This window comes from Streptomyces coffeae (assembly GCF_016741875.1).
GTDB classification, from domain to species: Bacteria; Actinomycetota; Actinomycetes; order Streptomycetales; family Streptomycetaceae; genus Streptomyces; species Streptomyces coffeae.
This window is the reverse complement of the sequence record NZ_JAERRF010000001.1, coordinates 216,048-236,209: the sequence shown is the minus strand read 5'-3', so window position 1 is coordinate 236,209 and position 20,162 is coordinate 216,048. Positions and strand designations below refer to the sequence as shown.

The window sequence follows — 20,162 nt, the reverse complement described above, 5'->3', positions numbered from 1 at the left end:
GAGCGGCCCCTCAGCGGCTGCCCAGCTCCCACCGCGGCCCCGACGGGGTGTCCTCGATCACCAGACCCGACTGCTGGAGCTGATCGCGGATCGCGTCGGCCGTCGCGTAGTCCTTGCGGGCCCGCGCGGCCTGCCGCTGCTCCAGGACCAGCCGGACGAGCGAGTCGACCACACCGTGCAGATCCTCGCCGCGGTCCGAGCCGCCCGCCCACTGCTCGTCGAGCGGGTCCAGGCCCAGCACGCCGAGCATGGCCCGCACCTCGGCCAGCCGCGCCACCGCCGACTCCTTGTCGTCGGCGGTCAGGGCGGAGTTGCCCTGCCGGACGGCGGTGTGGACGATCGCGAGCGCCTGCGGCACCCCGAGGTCGTCATCCATCGCCTCGGCGAACGCGGGCGGCACCTCGGCCGCGGGAGCGACCGCCTTCCCCGCCTTTTCGGTCACCCGCTGGACGAAGCCCTCGATCCGGGCGAACGCGGACTCCGCCTCGCGCAGGGCCTCCTCGCTGTACTCGATCATGGACCGGTAGTGCGGGGTGCCCAGGTAGTAGCGGAGCACGATGGGGCGCCAGCGCTTGACCATGTCGGCGACCAGCACCGAGTTGTCGAGCGACTTGCTCATCTTCTCGCCGCTCATGGTCACCCACGCGTTGTGCGCCCAGTACGCGGCGAAGTCATCGCCGAACGCCTTGGCCTGCGCGATCTCGTTCTCATGGTGCGGGAAGATCAGATCGATACCGCCGCCGTGGATGTCGAAGGCCCGGCCGAGGTACTTGTGCGCCATCGCCGAGCACTCCAGGTGCCAGCCAGGACGGCCGCGGCCCCAGGGGGTCTCCCAGCTGGGCTCCCCGGGCTTGGCCGCCTTCCACATGGCGAAGTCGCGGTGGTCGCGCTTACCGGTCTCGCCCTCGCCGGACGGCTGGCGCAGCCCGTCCAGCTCCTGGTTGGAGAGCCGGAGGTACTCCGGGAACGAGCGCACGTCGAAATAGACATTGCCCTCGGCGACATAGGCGTGACCCCGGTCGATCAGGGTCCGCATCATCTCGATCATCTCGGGCACATGGCCCGTGGCCCGCGGCTCATACGTGGCGGGCAGGCAGCCGAGGACGTCGTACGCACTGTTGAAGGCGCGCTCGTTCTCGTAGCCGATCGCCCACCACGGGCGGTTCTGCTCGACCGACTTGGCGATGATCTTGTCGTCGATGTCCGTGACATTGCGGATGAAGGTTACGTCGTAGCCGCGGTGCAGAAACCAGCGGCGCATGATGTCGAAGTTCAGGTTGGACCGGACGTGTCCGATGTGCGGAGCGGCCTGCACGGTCGCGCCACACAGGTAGATCGAGACGCAGCCCGGCGTGAGCGGGGTGAAGTCACGGATCTGCCGGGCGCTGGTGTCGTACAGGCGAATAGTCACGCATCAAGGGTAGTGGGAAGCCGGGAGTGCCCTGCGACCGATCCACCCCAGGGACACACAAGCGTGACACTCGGGACGCTCCGGCAGATCTCCCGGCCTCTCCCGGCCTCTCCCGGCCATTCCCGATGAGCCCCCGGGGCCGCCATCCCGGCCACCCCGCGGGGCCCTTCGCTCAGAGGGTGCCGAGGACCTTCTTGGGCGTGATCCGCACCACGATCCGCTGGTTGTCCTGCGCGGCTGCCGGGTTGAACTCGGCGTACTTCTTGCCCGCGTACTTCAGCGACAGCTCGTCGATCAGCTCGTCGCCACCCTCGGTGGTGTACGAGGCGGCGCCGCGGATCTCGGCGTACGTGTACGGGGAGTCGGCGGGCTGGACCAGGACCGACACCCGCGGATCCCGGTCGATGTTCCGCTGCTTCTGCCGCCCCATCGTGGTCGAGAACAGCAGCTCGTCCCCGTCACGCTTCACCCACACCGGTGACATCTGAGGGCTGCCGTCGGGCTGGAGGGTGCCGACGATGATGAAGACGGGGCTGTCGAGGAGACGCTTGAGGTTCTCGGAGAGTGCGGTGGCCACGGCGGATCCTTCCCTCACGACGGGTCATTCCCGGGGACATTCACGGTGGGCTGGGCTCTGGCTGAGCGGACTGCGGGGACTGCGGGGACTGCGGGGACTGCGGGGACGAAATGCGGGTCGCGGGTACCCGATTCCGTACCTACCCAACGCACCGTCAAAGCTCAGCACCCTCGCGGGGAACAGGGCCCGTACGGACCACGAGCGCCGTGGCGACCGCAGCGAGCCCCTCGGCCCGCCCGGTCAGCCCGAGGCCGTCCGTCGTGGTGCCGGACACCGATACGGGCGCGCCGACCGCGGCCGACAGCGCCTTGACCGCCTCCTCACGGCGCTTGCCGATCTTGGGACGGACGCCGATCACCTGGATCGCCACATTGCCGATCTCGAACCCCGCGGCCCGTACGATCCGGGCCGCCTCGGCGAGCAGGGTGACCCCGGCGGCGCCGGACCACTCGGGGCGGTCGGTGCCGAAATGGGCTCCGAGGTCGCCGAGGCCGGCGGCGGAGAAGAGCGCGTCACAGGCGGCGTGGGCGGCCACATCGCCGTCGGAGTGCCCGGCCAGGCCGTATCCGCCGTACTCCTCGCTGTCCCACAGCAGACCCGCGCACCACAGCTCACGGCCCTGCTCGAAGGCGTGCACATCGGTGCCGATACCCACCAGGGGCAGACCCGCCGGGGACGGTGGGGATGATTCAGAAGCCATCGTTGGCCCTCCTGCGCGCGAGAACCGCCTCCGCCAGCACCAGGTCCAGCGGCCGGGTCACCTTGAACGCCTCCTCGTGGCCGGGCACCACCACGACCTCGACACCGAGCCGCTCGACCATGCCCGCGTCGTCCGTCGCTCCGTCGCCCTCCAGAGCGATCTTCGCGTGGGCCTCCACCAGCGTGGCGCGGTCGAAGCCCTGCGGGGTCTGGACGGCGCGCAGCCGGGCGCGCTCGGGGGTGCCGACGACCGGTTCGGGCTCACCGGCCCGCTCACCGGTGCGCGGCTCGACCTGCTTGACGGTGTCGGCCAGCGGCAGCGCGGGGACGACGGCGGGCGCCCCGTCCCGTACGGCGGTGATGACCGCGTCCACCGTGTCCACGGGGACCAGCGGCCGCGCGGCGTCGTGGACCAGCACGGTGGAGATGTCCTCGGGTACGACGGCCAGGCCCAGCCGCACCGACTCCTGACGGGTCTCCCCGCCGGGGACGACCACCACATCGGCGCTGCGGCCGGTCAGTGGATAGGCGTCCAGCAGCCGCTGGACCTCGTCGGCGCCGTCCGGCGGGGCGACCACGACCACAAGAGAGACGGAGCGGGATCCGGCCATCGCCCGGACGGCGTGAACCAGCATCGGCATACCGTTCAGCGGGCGCAGCGCCTTGGGGGCGCCGGGACCGAGCCGCACGCCACGGCCCGCGGCCGGGATCACAGCGGCGGTACGGGCGGGGCGCTCGGGCGCGCCGGAGTCGCCGGGACTGGTGGTTACGGACATTGAGTTGGCGTTCAGGTTTGCTTCCTCGACCGAAATGGGTATGGCCACAGCGTGCCGGGCGCGATGCCCCGACCAGCCCCTTCCGTGACAACTGGTCGAGCCAGTGCCCAGGGCCCGGCACACCTTTGCACCATCTGCACCGCGATCCATCTGCACCGCGACACAAACACGTCGCGTCACAACCACACATCGCGTCACAAGCACATACCGACACCGGCATATACCGACCCCGGCACACGCTGGCCCGGCACACAGTGCAACGGACCGGGACCCCAGGGTCCCGGTATGCGCACATGCCGCAGCGCCCGGCGACAGACGGCTTAGGACATCAAGTCTGAGTCACTCGGGCACCGCGGCATTGATGTGTCAGGACGCGAGAACCTCGTCAAGCAGGGCCTCGGCCTTGTCCTCATTGGTGCTCTCGGCGAGAGCCAGCTCGCTCACCAGAATCTGGCGGGCCTTGGCGAGCATGCGCTTCTCACCGGCGGAGAGTCCGCGCTCACGCTCTCGGCGCCACAGGTCGCGCACAACCTCGGCGACCTTGATCACGTCGCCGGAGGCGAGCTTCTCGAGATTTGCCTTGTAGCGACGGGACCAGTTCGTCGGCTCTTCCGCATAGGGTGCGCGCAGCACCTCGAAGACCCGGTCCAGCCCGTCCTGGCCGACCACATCACGCACACCGACGAACTCCGCATTGTCCGCCGGCACACGAACCGTCAGGTCACCCTGAGCGACCTTCAGCACCAAGTAGGTCTTGTCCACGCCTTTGATCTGGCGAGTTTCGATGGCCTCGATCAGCGCGGCCCCGTGATGGGGATAGACCACGGTGTCGCCAACCTTGAACGTCATGTGACAGGTACCCCTTCCGTGGCTATCCAGGGTAACACGGGAACGCCTTCTTCTGAATGGCGTTTTCGCAGGTCAGGGCATATCTCGGGGCTTGACAACAGCGACCGGAACGTGCTGGGAGAGGTCAGCGGAACCGGGTATTCGCAGGTGGGAGCCGCTGTACGGGCGGGCCGAAAGCCATGGGTTACCCGCCCCGAGAAGGCACCACGAGCGACCGTACGTCCCGTTTTGCCGGAGTCCAGTCGATGGACTTCCGCTACTCCGTTCGGGCCAGGAGGTGTCAGATCCGGCCTCGATTCACGAATTGATCACGAGAGGACCAGATCACTCCCGTGATCAATTCCGGGACATCCACGGATTCCTTACCGATAATCTCCGGGCCGGATCAACGAACCGATATTCAGGACGGCTCCAGAAGGGCCCGCGGACCCGCCCCGCGCCCAGGAGGCGGGTCGGGTGCGGGGCCAAGAGGGTGGATCGGTAACCTAAGCCCGCTGATCCAACTTTTACCTCGTCCTAGGAGATGCCGCCGCCGTGAGCAGCAGCCTTCGACGCGGCGCCCTCGCCGCCGCCGCCATCGTGGTCTCGGTCGCCCCGCTCTCCGCCTGCGCGGCCGGGAACGACGCGCAGACGCAGGAGATCAAGCCCGACAACGCCGCGACGTCCGTCGGCACCATCAAGATCCAGAACGTCAATCTGGTGACCCAGCCGGACCTCAAGGCCAAGGGCCCGGCCGTCGTCACCGGCAAGATCTTCAACGTCGGCACGCGGAACGAGACCCTCAAGGACATCACCCTTCCGGGCACCGGCGCGCGCGTGAAGCTCGCCCCGGCGGAGAAGGGCTCCGGTCCGATCGTGGTCCCGGCCGGTGGCTCGGTGATCCTCGGCGGCAAGGGCAACCCCTCCGCGGTCATCGCCAAGGGGCGGGAGGCCGCCCGGGACGGTGACGCCCAGCGCGTCGTCTTCGACTTCAACCGCACCGGCGACGTCCCGATCACCGCGTTCGTCGTCCCGGCGCAGCACTACTTCGAGGGCTGGGGCCCGTCCGAGGTGCCCACCGCCACGCCGGGCAAGCCGTCCGGCACGCCGACGGCCACACCGTCCGACGCGGCGAGCCATGGCACCAAGCCCGGGGACAAGCCGTCCGGTTCGGCCTCCACCAAGCCCGGTGGCACCACCAAGCCCGGTGGCACCGACCAGACCGGCCAGCCCGGCAACGGCATCGCCTCCGGCGAGCCGACGTCGAACGCCCACTGATCTCACGGAGAGGGCCCCGGAAGCAGTCGCTTCCGGGGCCCTCTCCGCACACCTCGGCCCGCCTGGGCCGCGCTCCGGCCTACGGCTCGAACTTGTAGCCCAGACCGCGCACGGTGACCAGGTACCGCGGGGTGCCCGGGTCCGGCTCGATCTTGGCGCGCAGCCGCTTCACATGGACGTCCAGCGTCTTGGTGTCGCCCACGTAGTCCGCGCCCCAGACGCGGTCGATCAGCTGCATCCGGGTCAGCACCCGGCCGGCGTTCCGCAGCAGCATCTCCAGCAGGTCGAACTCCTTCAGCGGGAGGTCCACCTTGCCGCCGTCGACCGTGACCACATGCCGGTCCACATCCATCCGGACCGGTCCGGCCTCCAGGGCCGCGGGGGTGACCTCCTCGGGCTCGCCACGGCGGCGCAGCACGGCTCTGATCCGGGCCACCAGCTCGCGGGAGGAGAAAGGCTTGGTCACATAGTCGTCCGCGCCTATTTCGAGCCCGACGACCTTGTCGATCTCGCTGTCCTTGGCGGTGACCATGATCACCGGAACATTGGAGCGGCCGCGCAGCTGCCGGCACACCTCCGTACCGGGCAGCCCCGGCAGCATCAGGTCGAGCAGCACCAGATCGGCGCCGTTCCGCTCGAACTCATCGAGCCCCTCGGGGCCCGTAGCCGCGATCGCGACCTCGAATCCTTCCTTGCGGAGCATGTACGACAACGCGTCGCTGAACGATTCCTCGTCCTCGACGACCAGAACTCGGGTCACGGAAGGACCTCCGGGGCTGAAAGTGGTTCATTGGAGAAGGTCTCGTACGGCCGGTCCTGGTCCGCATCCTCACCATCGAGGTCGGCCCCGGTCTCGTACGACTCGCTCGACGAGCGGTCCCGGTCCCGCGCCGCACCGGCTTCCGGGAGTCTCAGGGTGAAGGTGGAGCCCTGTCCCTCGGCGCTCCACACCGTGACCTCCCCGCCGTGCGAGGCGGCCACGTGCTTGACGATGGCGAGGCCGAGGCCGGTCCCGCCGGTCTGCCGTGAGCGGGCGGGGTCGACGCGGTAGAAGCGTTCGAAGATCCGCTCACGGTCCTTTTCGGAGATGCCGATGCCCTGGTCGGTGACGGCGATCTCGATCAGATCGCCCCCGGTCGCGGGGATACGGCGGGCGGCGATGCCGACGCGGGTCCGGGCCGGGCTGTAGTTCACCGCGTTCTCGACGAGGTTGCCGAGCGCGGCGGCCAGCTGGCCGCGGTTGCCCCAGACATGCAGTTCGGCGGTGCCGCCGGTGGCCATGGTGATGTGCTTGGTGCCCGCCTGATGGCGGCAGCGGTCGATGGCCTCGGCGACCAGTTCGTCGACCCGGACCGGCTCGGCGTCCTCCAGCGGGTCGTCGTTCTGCACCCGGGAGAGATCGATCAGCTCCTGGACCAGGCTGGTCAGCCGGGTCGCCTCGACCTGCATCCGCCCGGCGAAGCGGGTGACCGCCTCAGGGTCGTCGGACGCGTCCATCACGGCCTCGGACAGCAGCGACAGTGCGCCGGTCGGGGTCTTGAGCTCATGGCTGACGTTCGCCACGAAGTCGCGCCGGACCGCCTCGATCCGGCGGGCCTCGGTGAGGTCCTCCACCAGCAGCAGCACCAGCCGGGAGCCGAGCGGGGCCACTCTGGCCGATACGGCGAGGGCGTCGCCGCCCCGGCCGCCGCCGCGCCGCGCCAGATCCAGCTCGATCTGGCGGATCTCGCCGTCCCGCCGGGTCTCGCGGGCCATCGCCAGCATCGGCTCGACCGCCAGTTTGCCGCCGCGCACCAGGCCCAGCGCATACGCGGCCGAGCTGGCCTTCACCACGGCGTCCGCCTCGTCGAGGACGACCGCGGACGACCGCAGGACCGAGAGGACGGTGTCCACACCGGGTGGCAGCACGGCATCGGTGTGCAGCGAGGAGCGCGTAGGCTTCGCCTGTTCGCGCTCGCTCCAGCGGAACGCCAGCATGGCGATCACACCGGTGCAGAGCCCGGCGAGCGCCGCCACTGCGGCGATCGCCGCGTTCACGTTCATGCATCCAGGTTATGCGGGGCACCGGACCCCACTACAGCCCCGCAGCGATCCCCTCGAACAGACGTTGCCGAGAGTTCACCGAGGGGTCGGCGCCGGTTCACTCCGGACCGTCCGCCGAGGGGGTCGGGCACGGTGACGCGAGGGGCATGTTGCCGAGAGTTCACCGAGGGGTCCGGTGTGGTTCACCTCCGATGCCGGAGCAGGACGCGTTTCGGCCGGAACGTGGGAGTGTGGGGGCGCGGGCGCGAGTCCACGCCGGCCGGTCGGAGATCGATCAGATCTCCACGGAGATCCGTCAGCGAGAGTCAGTGAGAGAAGGTCAGTGATGCGGGACGCGTACCACGAGGAGCTGGATTCGATCGGGGAGGGCCTGGTCGACATGGCCCGGCTGGTCGGTTCGGCCATCGGCCGTGCCACCACCGCCATTCTGGACGCGGATCTCAAGCTCGCCGAGAGCGTCATCGCCGCCGACGAGAAGGTCGACGATCTCCAGCGCGAACTCGAGAGCCGTGCGATAGCCCTGCTGGCCCGGCAGCAGCCGGTCGCCACCGATCTGCGGATCGTCGTCACCAGCCTGCGGATGAGCGCCGACCTCGAGCGCTCCGGGGACCTCGCCCAGCACGTCGCCAAGCTCGCCCGGCTGCGCTTCCCGAACACCGCCGTCCCCCGGGATCTGCACGCCACCATCCTGGAGATGGGCCAGCTCGCCCAGCGGCTGATGGCCAAGTCGGGCGAGGTCATCATCACCAAGGACGTCGACCTCGCGCTCCAGCTGGAGCAGGACGACGACGCGATGGACATGCTCCACCGCACCCTCTTCCAGCACCTGATGGACGACCGCTGGAAGCACGGCATCGAGACCGCCGTCGATGTGACTCTGCTGGGCCGCTACTACGAGCGGTTCGCCGACCACGCGGTCTCGGTCGCCAAGCGCGTCGTCTACCTGGTCACCGGTGAGCACGCGGACGAGCTCGCCCAGCAGCAGGACACCGTCGAAGGGGCGTGACACCGTCCCGTCTGCATGCCTCCGCGCGCCGTCCGTGCGCCCCTGCGCACGGACGGCGGATCGGCACCATGAGCAGCAGGTGACCCTTCTCGAGGAGGCGACACATGGCGGACCTCGCCAAGCCCAGCGTCACGCCCACCCCCGCCACCCGTCCGGCGGCCGACCGGCGCCCCCCGCTCGCCCCGCTCGCCGCCTGCGGCTGTGGCTCGAGCTGCGGCTGCGGCTGCCAGTCCGGCGGCCCCTGCCAGTGCGGCGGTTGCTGCGGCTGACCCATCCGTACGCATGAGGGCCCGGGACCGCGATGCGGTCCCGGGCCCTCTTCGTCCTCAGCGACATCGAAGCCACGATCATGGCCAAGGCGGGCCACCTCTACGAGCTCCGGTACGAGTTCACGCCGTCCTGAGAGTGGGCGTCGGCGAGTAGACGGACAGCCAACTGAAGTGTGGACGCTGCGCTATCGCCGGTGTCTCCAGTCGGGACAACAATGAGAGGGCGTCTGAGACGTGTTGGACGGCCGCGTCACGATTTTCTGGCGAGCCGCGACATCGCCGAGACGCGAAGTTCATTCTGCGGCTCTGCCCCGCCGACGCCGGCGGGGCAGTCTGCTCCCAGCGATACGAGGTACACACCTGATGCGACTGAAGAGGGCTCTCTCCGGCCTGGCAGCGGCTACGACTCTCAGCGTTGCCGGCATAGTCGGCCTGTCGGCTTCTCCTGCCGCGGCGGCCGCCGTGGACTTCGACTACGAGCGACCCTCCGTCGGCGACCTCGACGCCGTGATCGACGCGTGGAAGGACAACCGGATGCTCGGTTCCGTCACGTGGCAGGCCGATCCCGGCTCGGGCAGTAGCAAGGGCGACACGCTGTGCGTCGGCGACAACTGGAGTGACGGGCGCTACATCGTGGGCACCACCGGCGAAGGCCACAGGGTGAGCACCAAGGGGCACACCTCGGGTTACAGCAAGTGTGTGACGCTGAACGTGCCCGAGGGCATGCCCATGAACATGCGGATGGCCATCCACGGATCGAACGGCACCGTGACGTCGTCCCCGTTCGAGGTCAGGGGCTGATCTCGTTTCTCGGCCAGCGGCCAGCGGCTAGCGACTAGGTGTGCACACCTCATGCCCAGCGGCCGAGAGCGTGCCCGGAGGGCACTGAGGGCCCAGAGTGGGCCCAAGCCGTGAAACGCCCCCGATCCGCGCCATAAGCGCAGGTCGGGGGCGTGATCACAAACTTACTTCTTCTTGCCCTGGTTCTTGACCGCCTCGATGGCGGCCTTCGCGGCCTCCGGGTCGAGGTAGGTGCCGCCCGGGGTGATGGGGCGGAAATCGGTGTCGAGCTCGTAGGAGAGCGGGATGCCGGTGGGGATGTTCAGGCCCGCGATGTCGGCGTCGGAGATGCCGTCCAGGTGCTTGACCAGGGCGCGCAGGGAGTTGCCGTGGGCCGCGACCAGGACGGTGCGGCCGGTGAGGAGGTCCGGGACGATGGCGTCGAACCAGTACGGGAGCATGCGGACGACGACGTCCTTCAGGCACTCCGTCTGCGGGCGCAGCTCCGGCGGGAGCGTGGCGTAGCGCGGGTCCGAGAACTGGGAGTACTCGTCGTCGCGGGGCAGCGGGGGCGGCGGGGTGTCGTAGGAGCGGCGCCAGAGCATGAACTGCTCCTCGCCGAACTCGGCGAGGGTCTGGGCCTTGTCCTTGCCCTGGAGGGCGCCGTAGTGGCGCTCGTTGAGGCGCCAGCTGCGGTGGACCGGGATCCAGTGGCGGTCGGCCGCTTCCAGCGCGAGCTGCGCGGTGCGGATGGCGCGCTTCTGGAGGGACGTGTGCACCACGTCGGGGAGCAGGCCGGCGTCCTTCAGCAGCTCGCCGCCGCGGACGGCTTCCTTCTCGCCCTTCTCGTTCAGGTTCACGTCCACCCAGCCGGTGAACAGGTTCTTCGCGTTCCACTCGCTCTCGCCATGGCGGAGGAGGATCAGCTTGTACGGTGCGTCGGCCATGCGCTCGAGCCTACTGGACCGGTTGGAGGGGGTCAGTGGCGTACCAGTGGGCGGACTCCGGTAATCCGGTAGCGGCCCGGAGGCGGGATCTGTAAGGTGCGACTTCCAGGGTAGCTGCTTACATTGCGCGATGGGCGCGTATGGATCCACGGGGGGTCGCCGATGTCGCCGATGTCCGTCGTCCGGCTGCGACAGGCAGCGAAGGAGAGTGTTTCGGGGCTGCCCCGGGCGTTCTGGTGGCTGTGGACCTCCACGCTGGTGAACCGGCTGGGCGGTTTTGTCGCCACCTTCCTTGCCATGTACCTGACTGTCGAGCGCGGCTACTCGGCGACCTTCGCCGGTCTGGTCGGGGCGCTGCACGGACTGGGCGGGGTGGTGTCGGCGGTGGTCGCCGGGGTGCTGACCGACCGGCTGGGGCGGCGGCCCACCCTGCTGGTGTCCCAGCTCTCGACAGCCGTCACGGTCGCCGTGCTCGGCTTCGTCCAGAACCCGGTCGCCATCGCGGTCGTGGCCTGTCTGGTGGGCATGACGAGCAACGCGTCCCGGCCCGCGGTACAGGCGATGATGGCCGACATCGTGGCGCCCGAGGACCGGATCCGGGCCTTTGCGCTCAACTACTGGGCGATCAACCTCGGCTTCGCCTTCTCGGCGATGGCGGCCGGACTGATCGCCCAGCACGGCTATCTGACCCTGTTCCTGAGCGATGCGGCGATGACCCTGCTCTGCGCGGTCATCGTCTTCGTCAAGCTGCCGGAGTCCCGCCCGGAGCGGAACGCGGACGGGCCCGCCGCGGACGCGCCGGAGATCGGGCTCGGCACGGTGCTGCGCGACCGGCGGTACATGGCCGTCGTCGCGCTGTCGTACCTGCTGACGATGATCTTCACCCAGGGCTTTGTGGCCCTGCCGGTGGCGATGGGCGAGGACGGGCTGTCCAGTTCCGACTACGGGCTGGCCATCGCGACCAACGGCGTGCTGATCGTGGCCGTGCAGATCCCCGTGACCCGCTTCATCGAGCACCGCGCTCCCGCGCCGCTGCTCGTCGCCTCCGCGCTGCTCACCGGATGCGGTTTCGGACTCACCGCCTTCGCCGGGTCGGTGGGCATGTACGCGCTGGCCGTCACCGTCTGGACGCTCGGCGAGATCATCAACTCCCCCACCCAGATGGGTCTGGTGGCCCGGCTCTCCCCCACCCATGGCCGCGGCCGCTACCAGGGGATGCTCGTACTGTCCTGGTCGCTGGCCTCGCTGACCGGTCCGCTGCTGGGCGGCACGGTCATCGACCACTTCGGCGCGGACACCCTGTGGGCGGGGACCGCGGTGGTCGGCGCCGTGGCGGCCGCCGGGTACGCGGCGCTGGGGCGCAGACTGCGGGCCCGGCCGGTGGAAGCCGTGGATGAGGTGAAGGGCGGGGCGGCGGTGGTGCGGGACGCCGACACCGTCGGCTGACGGTTCCCGGGCTACGGCGTAGGGCGGGGCAGGAGCGGGCTGATGTCGATGCTCGGCAGCCGCGACGGCAGCCGGTGGTCCGTGGGCAGCGCCGGGCCGGTCGGGAGGCCGGTCCGGAGGCCGGTCGGGAGTCCTGTCGGCAGCGCCGGGCCGGTCGGGAGGCCGTACGTGGGGAATCCCGTCGGCAGACCGTACGTGGGGACGGTGCCCGGGGCCGGGTCCGAGCCGTAGGGGCCGCCGGGCGGTTGGGTCCAACGGGTCACCGGGGTCCCCGGGTACGTCACCTCGCCTCGGCCGCTCCACAGCACGAACGCCAGCCCCGTCAACCCCAGCAGCACCGTGAGCGCCAGGGTCCGTACCGCGCCAATACGACGGCGCGCGGGCTCGGACACCCGGGGCGCGATGCTGACCTCCCGCACCTCGTCCTGAGGCGCGCCGTCGGCCGCCCTGGTCCCGGCCCGGTCCGGCAGGGGGCTGCGTTCATCCACCCCGAGGGCGGCCAGATGCAGCCCCAACCGCTGGGTCTGGCCGGGGAGTTGGACGGCGGTCTCGGCCCAGGAGCGGATCGTCTCGGGCGCGATGCCGTCGGGCGGGACGAGGGTCCCCGGCCCGGTCCAGTGCATCGCCCAGTACGCGGTGCCACCCGCCACCAGCTGCGCCCCGATCAGTACGGACAGCGCGGCGGCCAACGGCTCCAGCGGCTCCCGCGCCGCCGACTCGGCCGGGTCGAGAGCCGGGTCGAGACGGGAGTTGAGGGCGCGGGCGAGCGGCATCCGGCGGCCGCTGTCCACCAGCCGCAGTACCCGGTGGATGGTCAAGGGGCCGGGCCGCTCCCCGCCCGCCTCCTCCTTCTCGACCGTACGCACCGCCTCCGCCAGCGGGGTCAGGATCCGGGTCGCGCGCTGGGCGGCCAGCAGGGCGAGCCAGTCGCGCCAGGGCACCGTCTCCCCCGCCCCGGAGAACAGCGAACGGCCCAACTCGGCCGCGTAACGGGCGGGTACGGCCACGGTCTCCGGACCGTCGGCGTCCGGTGCGGCCGGGCCCGGGGCCGCGGGGAGGCGCTCCAGCCGGCGGAGGCGGGTGGCCAGATCCGGGTGCGGGTCGTCGGGGTCGGCGGGCCGCCGCATCGCCTCGCTCAGCACCTCGGCCATCAGCTCCCGCAGTTCGGGCGCCTCGGTCAGCTGGGCGAAGATCCGGAACGGATCGTCCGGCACACATCCGCGCGCCCGGCGCATCGGTAGAAGGAACTCCGCGATGAACTCCGGCCACAGCCGCTCCAGTACGGCCGTGGAGCGCAGCGCGGCGGCCACCGTGTCCGCCCCGGCCACCCGGGCGGCCTCGCGGTCCGCCTCCAGCTCCTGCCGCCGCCGCACCGGCCGGGTGAGCCGGCGGAAGACCCGTGCGTACAGACCGACCAGCGCCCCCGGCCCGCCCGCGTACATCCGCACCAGGTCATTGGCGGCCGAGGCGTCCCGGATCGCCTGCCGTGCGGCGTCGAGCCCGGCGGTACCGCGGTGGGCGAGGGCGCCGAAGCGGTTGTGGCGGCGGGAGTAGTGGCCCAGCTCATGGGCGACGACGGCGCGCAGTTCGGCGGGCGGCAGCCCCGCCAGCAGGGGCATCCCCAGACAGAGGGTGCGGGAGCCGGGCACCAGCCCCAGGAACGAGGCGTCCTCGGTCACGGACGCGTTGACCTCGGTGGTCAGCCGGATGTGGTCCGGGCGCCGGGTGCCCACGGCGAGGGCCAGTTCCTCGACCACCGCCCATAACGCGGGCGCCCCGCGCCTGCTGACCCACACCGTGCCCGCGGGCGGTCCGGCGGGCCGGGCGGTACGGATCACCGCCCACACCATCCCGGCGATCGCCGGGGCGAACGCTGCGCACAGCAGGATGATGTTGGTCGGGGGCGTGGTGGCGGTCGGCTGTCCGGCGCTCCACAACGCCACCACCAGGAAGCCCACCCACAGCAGCACCATCAGCGCAACCAGCGCGTAGAACCCCGCGAGCAGCGCGATGGCCAGCAGGGCGCGGACGGCGGCGATCACCGGTGCCCCCGGCCGGAGTCGTGCCCGGGCCCCCGCCCCGGCTCGCGCTCGCGCTCCTCCGCACACAACCCGTCCAGCAGCCATGCGTCGGCGGCCGACAGCGCCGCGTACAGCGGGTCGCGCGGGCTGAGGCTCATCAGCCGCTCGCCTTCGCGGTCGGAGCCGGGCGGGATGCTCAGCAGCAGGGTGAGCCGGGCGCGGGCCTTGTGCAGATTGCTGCCCACGCCCCGGGTGGTGATCCCGAGTGCGGTGGATATCTCCTGATAGCTCATGCCCGAGGTGGCCATGACGATCACCTCGCGCTGGCGCGGCGGCAGGGTGGTGAGCGCGCGCAGGGTGGCCAGCGCCTCCGAGGTCTCCTCCACCGTGGCGGCCGGGGAGGCCGGGACGGTCAGCTCGGCCGGCTTCCAGCGATTCCGCCAGCGCCGCCCGTCACGCGCCAGCTTGCGCCGCATGGTGGTGAGCACCCAGCCCTCCGGCGAGGGGCAGGACCGCACCGTGGGCCAGCGCTCCATCGCTTCGATATACGCCTCCTGGAGGGCGTCCTCGACGCCCTGCCGATCGCGGCCGAACCGCATCAGGGCGTGGGCGGTGAGCCGGCGGTTGGTGCGGGCGTAGAACGCGTCGAACTCCTCGTCGCGCGTGGTCTCCTCGGCCGTGTCGCTCATGCCGGACCCCCGCCCCGCACATCCGCTGCGCCCCGGCCGCTCTCCGCGTCCGGCCGGCGGACGGTCAGCGCCGCGCCGTCCGCCCGGTGGTCGGTGAGCACCGTGCCGGGCCCCGACCCGCGTACCAACTCCACCAGCAGCCGCGCCCGGATCCGTTCTCCCGAGCGCGCCGCCAGCCAGCGAATGACGTCCCCCATCAGCCGCAGCACCCCCACCGTCACGACCGTTGCCACCGTGAGCCACGGATTGTCCATGAGCACCGTTGTGTCTCCCCTTCATGGTTCCCGGCTGGAAGCCGGTTCACTATGAAGAGCCGTCACGGAGCGGTTTTCTTCACCGCGACGTCGAAGATTTTCGCGGCGGTGGGCAGACGGCGGCGTGCGGCGGCCTGCGGTACGCGGGGTCAGCCCGCCACGTCGCGCGTCAGATGGGCGAACGCCTCGAGGTTCCGGGTGGACTCACCGCGCGCCGTACGCCATGCGTATTCCTTGCGGATCGCGGTGGCGAAGCCCATCTCCAGCAGGGTGTTGAAGCTGCCGTCCGCGTTCTCCAGGACGGTGCCGAGCAGCCGGTCCAGCTCGTCCGGGGTGACGGCGGCCAGGGGCAGCCGCCCGACCAGATAGATGTCGCCCATCGGGTCGATGGCGTAACTCACCCCGTACAGCCGGGTGTTGCGCTCCAGCAGCCAGCGGTGGACGGTGTCGTGGTTCTCGTCCGGGTGCCGGATCACAAAGGCGTTGATCGAGAGGGAGTGCCTGCCGACGCGGAGCGAGCAGGTGGTCGACAGCTTGCGGGTGCCCGGCAGCGTGACGACGTACGTCCCCTCGGACGGGCTCTCCCACTCCAGCTCGGCGTCGCGCAGCGTCTGCTCGATCACGGTCCTGGCGGCGTCGGCGTTGGCTCCGTTACCGGCACCGGCGGCGTTGGTGTTGGCGTCACCCATGGGCCGATCGTAGGCGACGCCGCTCACGCATCGCCTCCATGTAGACCTCCGCCGTCGCCGCGGCGGCCGTGTCCCAGCCGAAGGACCGCGCGTGCCGGGCCGCCGCCGCGCCCATCCGCTCCGCACGCCCCGTCTCGTCCGCGAAGGGACGCAGGGCGCGGGCGTAGTCGGCCGGGTCATGGCCGCTGACCAGGGTGCCGCTGACACCGTCGCGCACGGCCACCGGCAGACCGCCCACCGAGGCCGCCACCACCGGGGTGCCGCATGCCTGCGCCTCGATCGCCACCAGTCCGAACGACTCGTTGTAGGACGGCATGACCAGCACCGACGCCGCCCGGTACCAGTCGGCCAGCTCGTCCTGGGCGACCGGTGGCCGGAACCGCACCACATCGCAGATCCCCAGTCGCGCCGCCAGCTTCTGGAGCCGCTCCGGCTTGGCCAGCCCGCTGCCGCTCGGCCCGCCGACCACCGGCACCACGAGCCGCTCGCGCAGCGACGGATCCTCCTCCAGGAGGTGGGCCACCGCGCGCAGCAGGATGTCGGGGGCCTTGAGCGGCTGTATCCGCCCGGCGAAGAGCGGTATCAGCGCGTCGGGCGGCAGTCCGAGCCGGGCGCGGGCCGCTGCCCGGCCGTCCGCCGGACGGAACCGCTCCAGGTTCACCCCCGGGTGCACGATCGCCAGCCGGTCGCGCGCCGCCTGGTAGTGGCGCACCAGCTCCTCCGCCTCCTCGGCGGTGTTGGCGATCAGCCGGTCGGCGGCGCTGACGATCTGCTGCTCGCCGATGACCCGGGCCGCGGGCTCGGGGGTGTCACCGGCCGCGAGGGCGGCGTTCTTGACCTTGGCCATGGTGTGCATGGCGTGCACCAGCGGTACGCCCCAGCGCTCGGCGGCCAGCCAGCCGACATGGCCGGAGAGCCAGTAGTGGGAGTGGACCAGGTCGTAGTAGCCGGGGCGGTGGCCCGCCCACTGCCGCATCACCCCGTGGGTGAACGCGCACAGCTGCGCCGGGAGGTCGTCCTTGGCCAGCCCCTCGTACGGACCGGCGTCCACATGCCGCACCAGCACCCCGGGCGCCAGCTCGACGGAGGGCTGGAGCCCGCCGTTGGTGGCACGGGTGAAGATCTCCACCTCGATGTCGAGGGCGGCCAGCCGCCGGGCGAGCTCCACGATGTAGACGTTCATCCCGCCCGCGTCGCCGGTGCCCGGCTGGTGCAGGGGGGAGGTGTGCACGCTGAGCATCGCGATCCGCCGTGGCCGCCGTGCCACGCGCCGAAAGCGCGCGTGGGGATGGCCGCCGAACGTCACAGGGGATCGGCCTCGCAGACCGCCGAGGCGGGACGCGTGCTGGCTCACCGCGCGATACCTCCTACCCGGGGGCATGCTGCCCCTTCTCACCGTTGCAACCGTCAACGCCGGAATGCCTCGTTCCCATTTCCGCTTTTGCCAAAGCGTGACGTTCGAGGAGTGGGACGGGCGCGGTGCGTGACCGCCGACCGGACGGCGATGCCTCCCGAGTCACCCCATAAGCTCTGGCCATGCCCGCCCGCGTACCGTCGCCGACCCGCCCGATCGGTTCGGCGACCCGCGGGACCACCCATCCGAACCGGCTGCGCCGCATGGACCGCTGGATCGCCGCCGCCCACGGGCCCGCCCTGCGCCGCACCGAGGCACCCGTCGCGGTCGACCTCGGCTACGGTGCCGCGCCCTGGACCGCTGTCGAACTGCTGACCCGGCTGCGCACGGTACGGCCCGGCGCCCGGGTGGTCGGGGTGGAGATCGACCCGGTGCGGGTCGCCGCCGCGCGGCCGTACGAACGCGAGGGGCTCGCCTTCGCCCACGGCGGCTTCGAGGTGCCGCTGCCGGGCGGCGCCCGTCCCACGCTCATCCGGGCGGCCAATGTGCTGCGGCAGTACGAGGAGGGCGAGGTCGCCGAGGTGTGGCGGCGGCTGTGCGCCCGGCTGGCCCCGGGCGGCCTGCTGGTGGAGGGGACCTGCGACGAGATCGGGCGGCGGCACGTCTGGGTCGCCCTCGCCCCGGACGGTCCGCGCACCGTGACCTTCGCGGCCCGGCTCGGCTCCCTGGAACGCCCCTCCGACCTGGCCGAACGGCTTCCGAAGGCGCTCATCCACCGCAATGTGCCGGGCGAGCCGGTGCACACCTTCCTGCACGACTTCGACCGCGCCTGGGCGGCCGCCCCGTACGCGGCGCTCAGCGCCCGGCAGCGCTGGATACGCAGCGCCCAGAGGCTCCGCGCCGCGGGCTGGCCGCTGGTGGACGGGCCCCGGCGCTGGCGGCAGGGCGAGCTCACGGTCCGCTGGGACGCGCTGGCGCCCCGGCCCTGACACTCAACGTCTCACCGGGGTCCGCGGCTACGACAGGTGCACCGCGTCCAGCAGCGCGTCTATCAGGAAGCGGTCATGGTCGTACGTCAGCCGCAGCCGGGCCGCGGAGGGCGGCAGCCAGACCAGCCGGTCGACCTCGCGGTTGGGGACGAAGGGCTCCTCGTGGACCGCCTCCGCCGCCCAGTAGCGGACCTCCTTGGGGCGGCCCTTGGCCAGATAGCGGAGGGTGGGCAGCGGGGCGCCGGGGGCGCAGTCCATACCGGTCTCCTCCGCGACCTCGCGCACCGCACCGCGCAGCGCGTCCTCACCGCGCTTGAGCTTGCCCTTCGGATGCGACCAGTCGTCGTAGCGGGGGCGGTGCACCAGCGCGACCTCCAGCCGCCCGCCGTCGGGGGCGCGCCGCCAGAGCACACAGCCCGCCGCGAGGACGGGCGGGGCGGGCGCCCCCGCGCCTCCGTTGGCCGAGCCCTGGGAATTCCGCTGAGCCATCTGCCGTCCCGCCTCCCCGGTCGCCGCGGATAGCTGGTGCCTGCTCGTGCCTGCTCGTACCTGTTCCGTGCCTGCTGGTGTGTCCGGTCTTCAGGTCGCTCTGGTCGCCGTGCGCCGCCAGATCCGGCCGAACGCGAAGCGGGCCGCCTCCACCTCATGGCGCTGATCGGCGTGCAGCACGCCGAGCGCGTACGCCGTGGCCGGGGCGATCCGCGGGGTGCGCGCCGCCGCCGCCGCGGCGGCGGCCGCCTCGGACGCGTCGCGGTGGCGCTCCAGCGCCTGTGCGGCGGCGAGCAGCCGTACGGACAGCTGGGGCTCCACCGGGCCGTTCACCAGGCCGGACCCGGCCCCCTCATCCGGTGCCTTCGGCGGCTTCGGCTCCGTCGGCTCCAGCACCTCCAGCGCATAGCGGCGCATCCGCAGCAGCCGGCGCACCTGGTGCCAGGGCGCGTCCTGCTCTTCGCTGGCGGGCGGGGCGTCGGCGGCGGGGGTCGCGGCGAGCCCGTGGATCAGGGCCTCGGCGTTGTACGGGTGTCCGGCGCGGCCCAGCGGCAGCCCGTCGACCGCCTCGACCAGCCGCCGGTGCGCCAGTTCGGCGAGAGGGGGCAGCACCTGCTCGGCGGGGCGCTGGGCGGCGGTCTCGTCGAGCGGCACCTCGGAGGCCAGCAGCGCCACGGTGTCGGCGACCGCGTGGCAACGGGAGGAGCCGAGCGCCTGGAGGGCGGCGGTGTGGGCCCGGGTCCGGGCCAGGGTGAGCTGGCGTTCCAGCAGGGCCCCGGCGCGGGCTGCCCCCACGGTCAGCCCGGCGCCCCGGCCCCCGTCCACACCACCGGCCCGCTGGGGGGCGGTGGGACGTCCTGTGCTGTCCGGTCCGTCGGCGCACTGGTCGGACCGTTGGTCCGGCCGTTTGCCGACCGCCGTACCGGACGTCTCCTCGGCCCCTTCCGCCGGGTCCGCGCCGTCCGCCGTGCCCCGGCGCGGGGCGGGCGCCGGGTCCGGGGCGCCGGTGGCGAGGGAGACACTGCGGCGGGCGGCCCGTGCGGGCCGGGCCGCGGCAGCCGTGCTCGCGGCGGACGCCGTCGTCGTACCCCCGCCGCCGGCCGCCTCACCTGCCGCCGCTCCCACCGCGGCCGCCTCCTCCCCCAGGGGCCGGTCCGGCGGGCCGCCGGTACCGGAGAGGCGGTGGAGGGCACCGCGCAGCCGGGACAGCCGCTCGGTGTACGCGTGCTCCAGCGCCAGCGTGCCGGACAGCCAGGCCAGCTCGGCGCGGAGCTCATCGGACCAGGCGGTGTCGGTGAGCGGGCGGTAGACGGACAGCGCGCCGCTGATCCGGCGGGCGGCCCGGTGCAGCAGCCGGGCGGCCTCCGCGGCAGCCTCGACGTCGGAGCCGGCCTCGCGGTGCAGCCGCAGACTCCGCAGGAAGTCTCCGGCCTGCGCGTTCAGATAGGCCGCGAGCACATCCCCGGCCATGGGCGGGTGCGTGTCCGGGACCGGGTCCGCGATGCGCTCCACCGTGTCGTACCCCCCGGGCCCCCCGGGACGCGCGCCACCCCCGGGGCCTTGGGGGCCGTCCGGACCGGCGCCACGGGGCGGGGTGCCGGGCGGCTGGCCGGCGTC

The 20,162-nt window shown here is 71.9% G+C and carries 21 protein-coding genes; 6 read left to right on the top strand and 15 right to left on the bottom strand.

What is annotated here, in order from left to right:
* Positions 1 to 10: 10 nt before the first annotated feature.
* From cysS to JK363_RS01055, 5 genes are all read right to left on the bottom strand, one after another.
* Entirely contained in the window at positions 11 to 1,411 is a 1,401-nt protein-coding gene (cysS, locus tag JK363_RS01075; protein ID WP_201870575.1) for a cysteine--tRNA ligase, read from the bottom strand.
* Between the two features lie 172 nt (positions 1,412 to 1,583).
* Positions 1,584 to 1,988, bottom strand: a complete 405-nt coding sequence (locus tag JK363_RS01070) for a PPOX class F420-dependent oxidoreductase (protein WP_201870574.1) — start codon at positions 1,986 to 1,988, stop codon at positions 1,584 to 1,586.
* Between the two features lie 154 nt (positions 1,989 to 2,142).
* Positions 2,143 to 2,688: a 2-C-methyl-D-erythritol 2,4-cyclodiphosphate synthase gene (ispF, locus tag JK363_RS01065; RefSeq protein WP_201870573.1), complete on the bottom strand. Its 546-nt coding sequence runs from the start codon at positions 2,686 to 2,688 to the stop codon at positions 2,143 to 2,145.
* Positions 2,678 to 3,463 carry a 2-C-methyl-D-erythritol 4-phosphate cytidylyltransferase gene (gene ispD, locus JK363_RS01060; RefSeq protein ID WP_201870572.1) on the bottom strand — a complete coding sequence of 262 codons (786 nt, stop codon included), beginning with the start codon at positions 3,461 to 3,463 and terminating at the stop codon, positions 2,678 to 2,680. The genes ispF and ispD overlap by 11 nt, the downstream gene beginning before the upstream one ends.
* Before the next feature lie 366 nt (positions 3,464 to 3,829).
* Positions 3,830 to 4,312, bottom strand: coding sequence for a CarD family transcriptional regulator (locus JK363_RS01055; RefSeq protein ID WP_009716930.1), 483 nt, complete (start codon positions 4,310 to 4,312; stop codon positions 3,830 to 3,832).
* A 534-nt stretch (positions 4,313 to 4,846) separates the two neighbouring features.
* Here JK363_RS01055 and JK363_RS01050 point away from each other — a divergent pair.
* Positions 4,847 to 5,569: a DUF461 domain-containing protein gene (locus tag JK363_RS01050; protein ID WP_201870571.1), complete on the top strand. Its 723-nt coding sequence runs from the start codon at positions 4,847 to 4,849 to the stop codon at positions 5,567 to 5,569.
* Positions 5,570 to 5,648: 79 nt separating this feature from the next.
* On the opposite strand, the gene phoP is transcribed toward JK363_RS01050, so the two are convergent.
* Both phoP and phoR read right to left on the bottom strand, forming a co-directional pair.
* Positions 5,649 to 6,329 (bottom strand): two-component system response regulator PhoP, encoded by a 681-nt coding sequence (gene phoP / locus JK363_RS01045; protein ID WP_176182212.1) that lies wholly within the window; start codon positions 6,327 to 6,329, stop codon positions 5,649 to 5,651.
* Complete coding sequence (gene phoR, locus JK363_RS01040; protein ID WP_201870570.1) at positions 6,326 to 7,612, bottom strand: two-component system sensor histidine kinase PhoR; 1,287 nt, start codon at positions 7,610 to 7,612, stop codon at positions 6,326 to 6,328. The genes phoP and phoR overlap by 4 nt, the downstream gene beginning before the upstream one ends.
* Before the next feature lie 325 nt (positions 7,613 to 7,937).
* Between phoR and phoU the strand changes: the two genes are divergently transcribed.
* The 3 genes from phoU (at position 7,938) to JK363_RS01025 (ending at position 9,688) form a co-directional block, all read left to right on the top strand.
* The gene (phoU, locus tag JK363_RS01035) at positions 7,938 to 8,618 is read left to right on the top strand and encodes a phosphate signaling complex protein PhoU (protein ID WP_201870569.1); all 681 of its coding nucleotides are present in this window, start codon (positions 7,938 to 7,940) and stop codon (positions 8,616 to 8,618) included.
* Between the two features lie 104 nt (positions 8,619 to 8,722).
* Complete coding sequence (locus tag JK363_RS01030; RefSeq protein WP_201870568.1) at positions 8,723 to 8,887, top strand: hypothetical protein; 165 nt, start codon at positions 8,723 to 8,725, stop codon at positions 8,885 to 8,887.
* A gap of 363 nt (positions 8,888 to 9,250) precedes the next feature.
* Positions 9,251 to 9,688, top strand: a complete 438-nt coding sequence (locus tag JK363_RS01025) for a hypothetical protein (protein WP_201870567.1) — start codon at positions 9,251 to 9,253, stop codon at positions 9,686 to 9,688.
* A 164-nt stretch (positions 9,689 to 9,852) separates the two neighbouring features.
* On the opposite strand, the gene JK363_RS01020 is transcribed toward JK363_RS01025, so the two are convergent.
* On the bottom strand, positions 9,853 to 10,614 hold the full coding sequence (locus JK363_RS01020) for a phosphoglyceromutase (RefSeq protein WP_201870566.1): 762 nt from the start codon (positions 10,612 to 10,614) through the stop codon (positions 9,853 to 9,855).
* A 171-nt stretch (positions 10,615 to 10,785) separates the two neighbouring features.
* Here JK363_RS01020 and JK363_RS01015 point away from each other — a divergent pair, with 171 nt between their 5' ends.
* Positions 10,786 to 12,060, top strand: a complete 1,275-nt coding sequence (locus tag JK363_RS01015; protein WP_201870879.1) for an MDR family MFS transporter — start codon at positions 10,786 to 10,788, stop codon at positions 12,058 to 12,060.
* A gap of 11 nt (positions 12,061 to 12,071) precedes the next feature.
* On the opposite strand, the gene JK363_RS01010 is transcribed toward JK363_RS01015, so the two are convergent.
* The 5 genes from JK363_RS01010 to mshA form a co-directional block, all read right to left on the bottom strand.
* Complete coding sequence (locus JK363_RS01010; protein ID WP_307821530.1) at positions 12,072 to 14,102, bottom strand: M48 family metalloprotease; 2,031 nt, start codon at positions 14,100 to 14,102, stop codon at positions 12,072 to 12,074.
* Positions 14,099 to 14,770 (bottom strand): RNA polymerase sigma factor, encoded by a 672-nt coding sequence (locus JK363_RS01005; protein ID WP_201870564.1) that lies wholly within the window; start codon positions 14,768 to 14,770, stop codon positions 14,099 to 14,101. The genes JK363_RS01010 and JK363_RS01005 overlap by 4 nt, the downstream gene beginning before the upstream one ends.
* Entirely contained in the window at positions 14,767 to 15,024 is a 258-nt protein-coding gene (locus JK363_RS01000) for a hypothetical protein (RefSeq protein WP_201870563.1), read from the bottom strand. Before JK363_RS01000 ends, JK363_RS01005 begins: the two co-directional genes overlap by 4 nt.
* A 149-nt stretch (positions 15,025 to 15,173) precedes the next feature.
* Entirely contained in the window at positions 15,174 to 15,713 is a 540-nt protein-coding gene (locus JK363_RS00995) for a type III secretion system chaperone family protein (protein ID WP_201870562.1), read from the bottom strand.
* Positions 15,706 to 17,067 carry a D-inositol-3-phosphate glycosyltransferase gene (gene mshA, locus JK363_RS00990; RefSeq protein ID WP_201870561.1) on the bottom strand — a complete coding sequence of 454 codons (1,362 nt, stop codon included), beginning with the start codon at positions 17,065 to 17,067 and terminating at the stop codon, positions 15,706 to 15,708. Before mshA ends, JK363_RS00995 begins: the two co-directional genes overlap by 8 nt.
* A 182-nt stretch (positions 17,068 to 17,249) precedes the next feature.
* Here mshA and JK363_RS00985 point away from each other — a divergent pair, with 182 nt between their 5' ends.
* Positions 17,250 to 18,056: a class I SAM-dependent methyltransferase gene (locus tag JK363_RS00985; RefSeq protein ID WP_201870560.1), complete on the top strand. Its 807-nt coding sequence runs from the start codon at positions 17,250 to 17,252 to the stop codon at positions 18,054 to 18,056.
* A 27-nt stretch (positions 18,057 to 18,083) separates the two neighbouring features.
* Here the strand turns inward: JK363_RS00985 and JK363_RS00980 are convergent, their stop codons facing one another.
* Positions 18,084 to 18,545 carry an NUDIX hydrolase gene (locus JK363_RS00980; RefSeq protein WP_201870559.1) on the bottom strand — a complete coding sequence of 154 codons (462 nt, stop codon included), beginning with the start codon at positions 18,543 to 18,545 and terminating at the stop codon, positions 18,084 to 18,086.
* Between the two features lie 90 nt (positions 18,546 to 18,635).
* On the bottom strand, positions 18,636 to 20,015 hold the full coding sequence (locus tag JK363_RS00975; protein ID WP_201870877.1) for a CHAD domain-containing protein: 1,380 nt from the start codon (positions 20,013 to 20,015) through the stop codon (positions 18,636 to 18,638).
* Positions 20,016 to 20,162 lie beyond the last annotated feature (147 nt).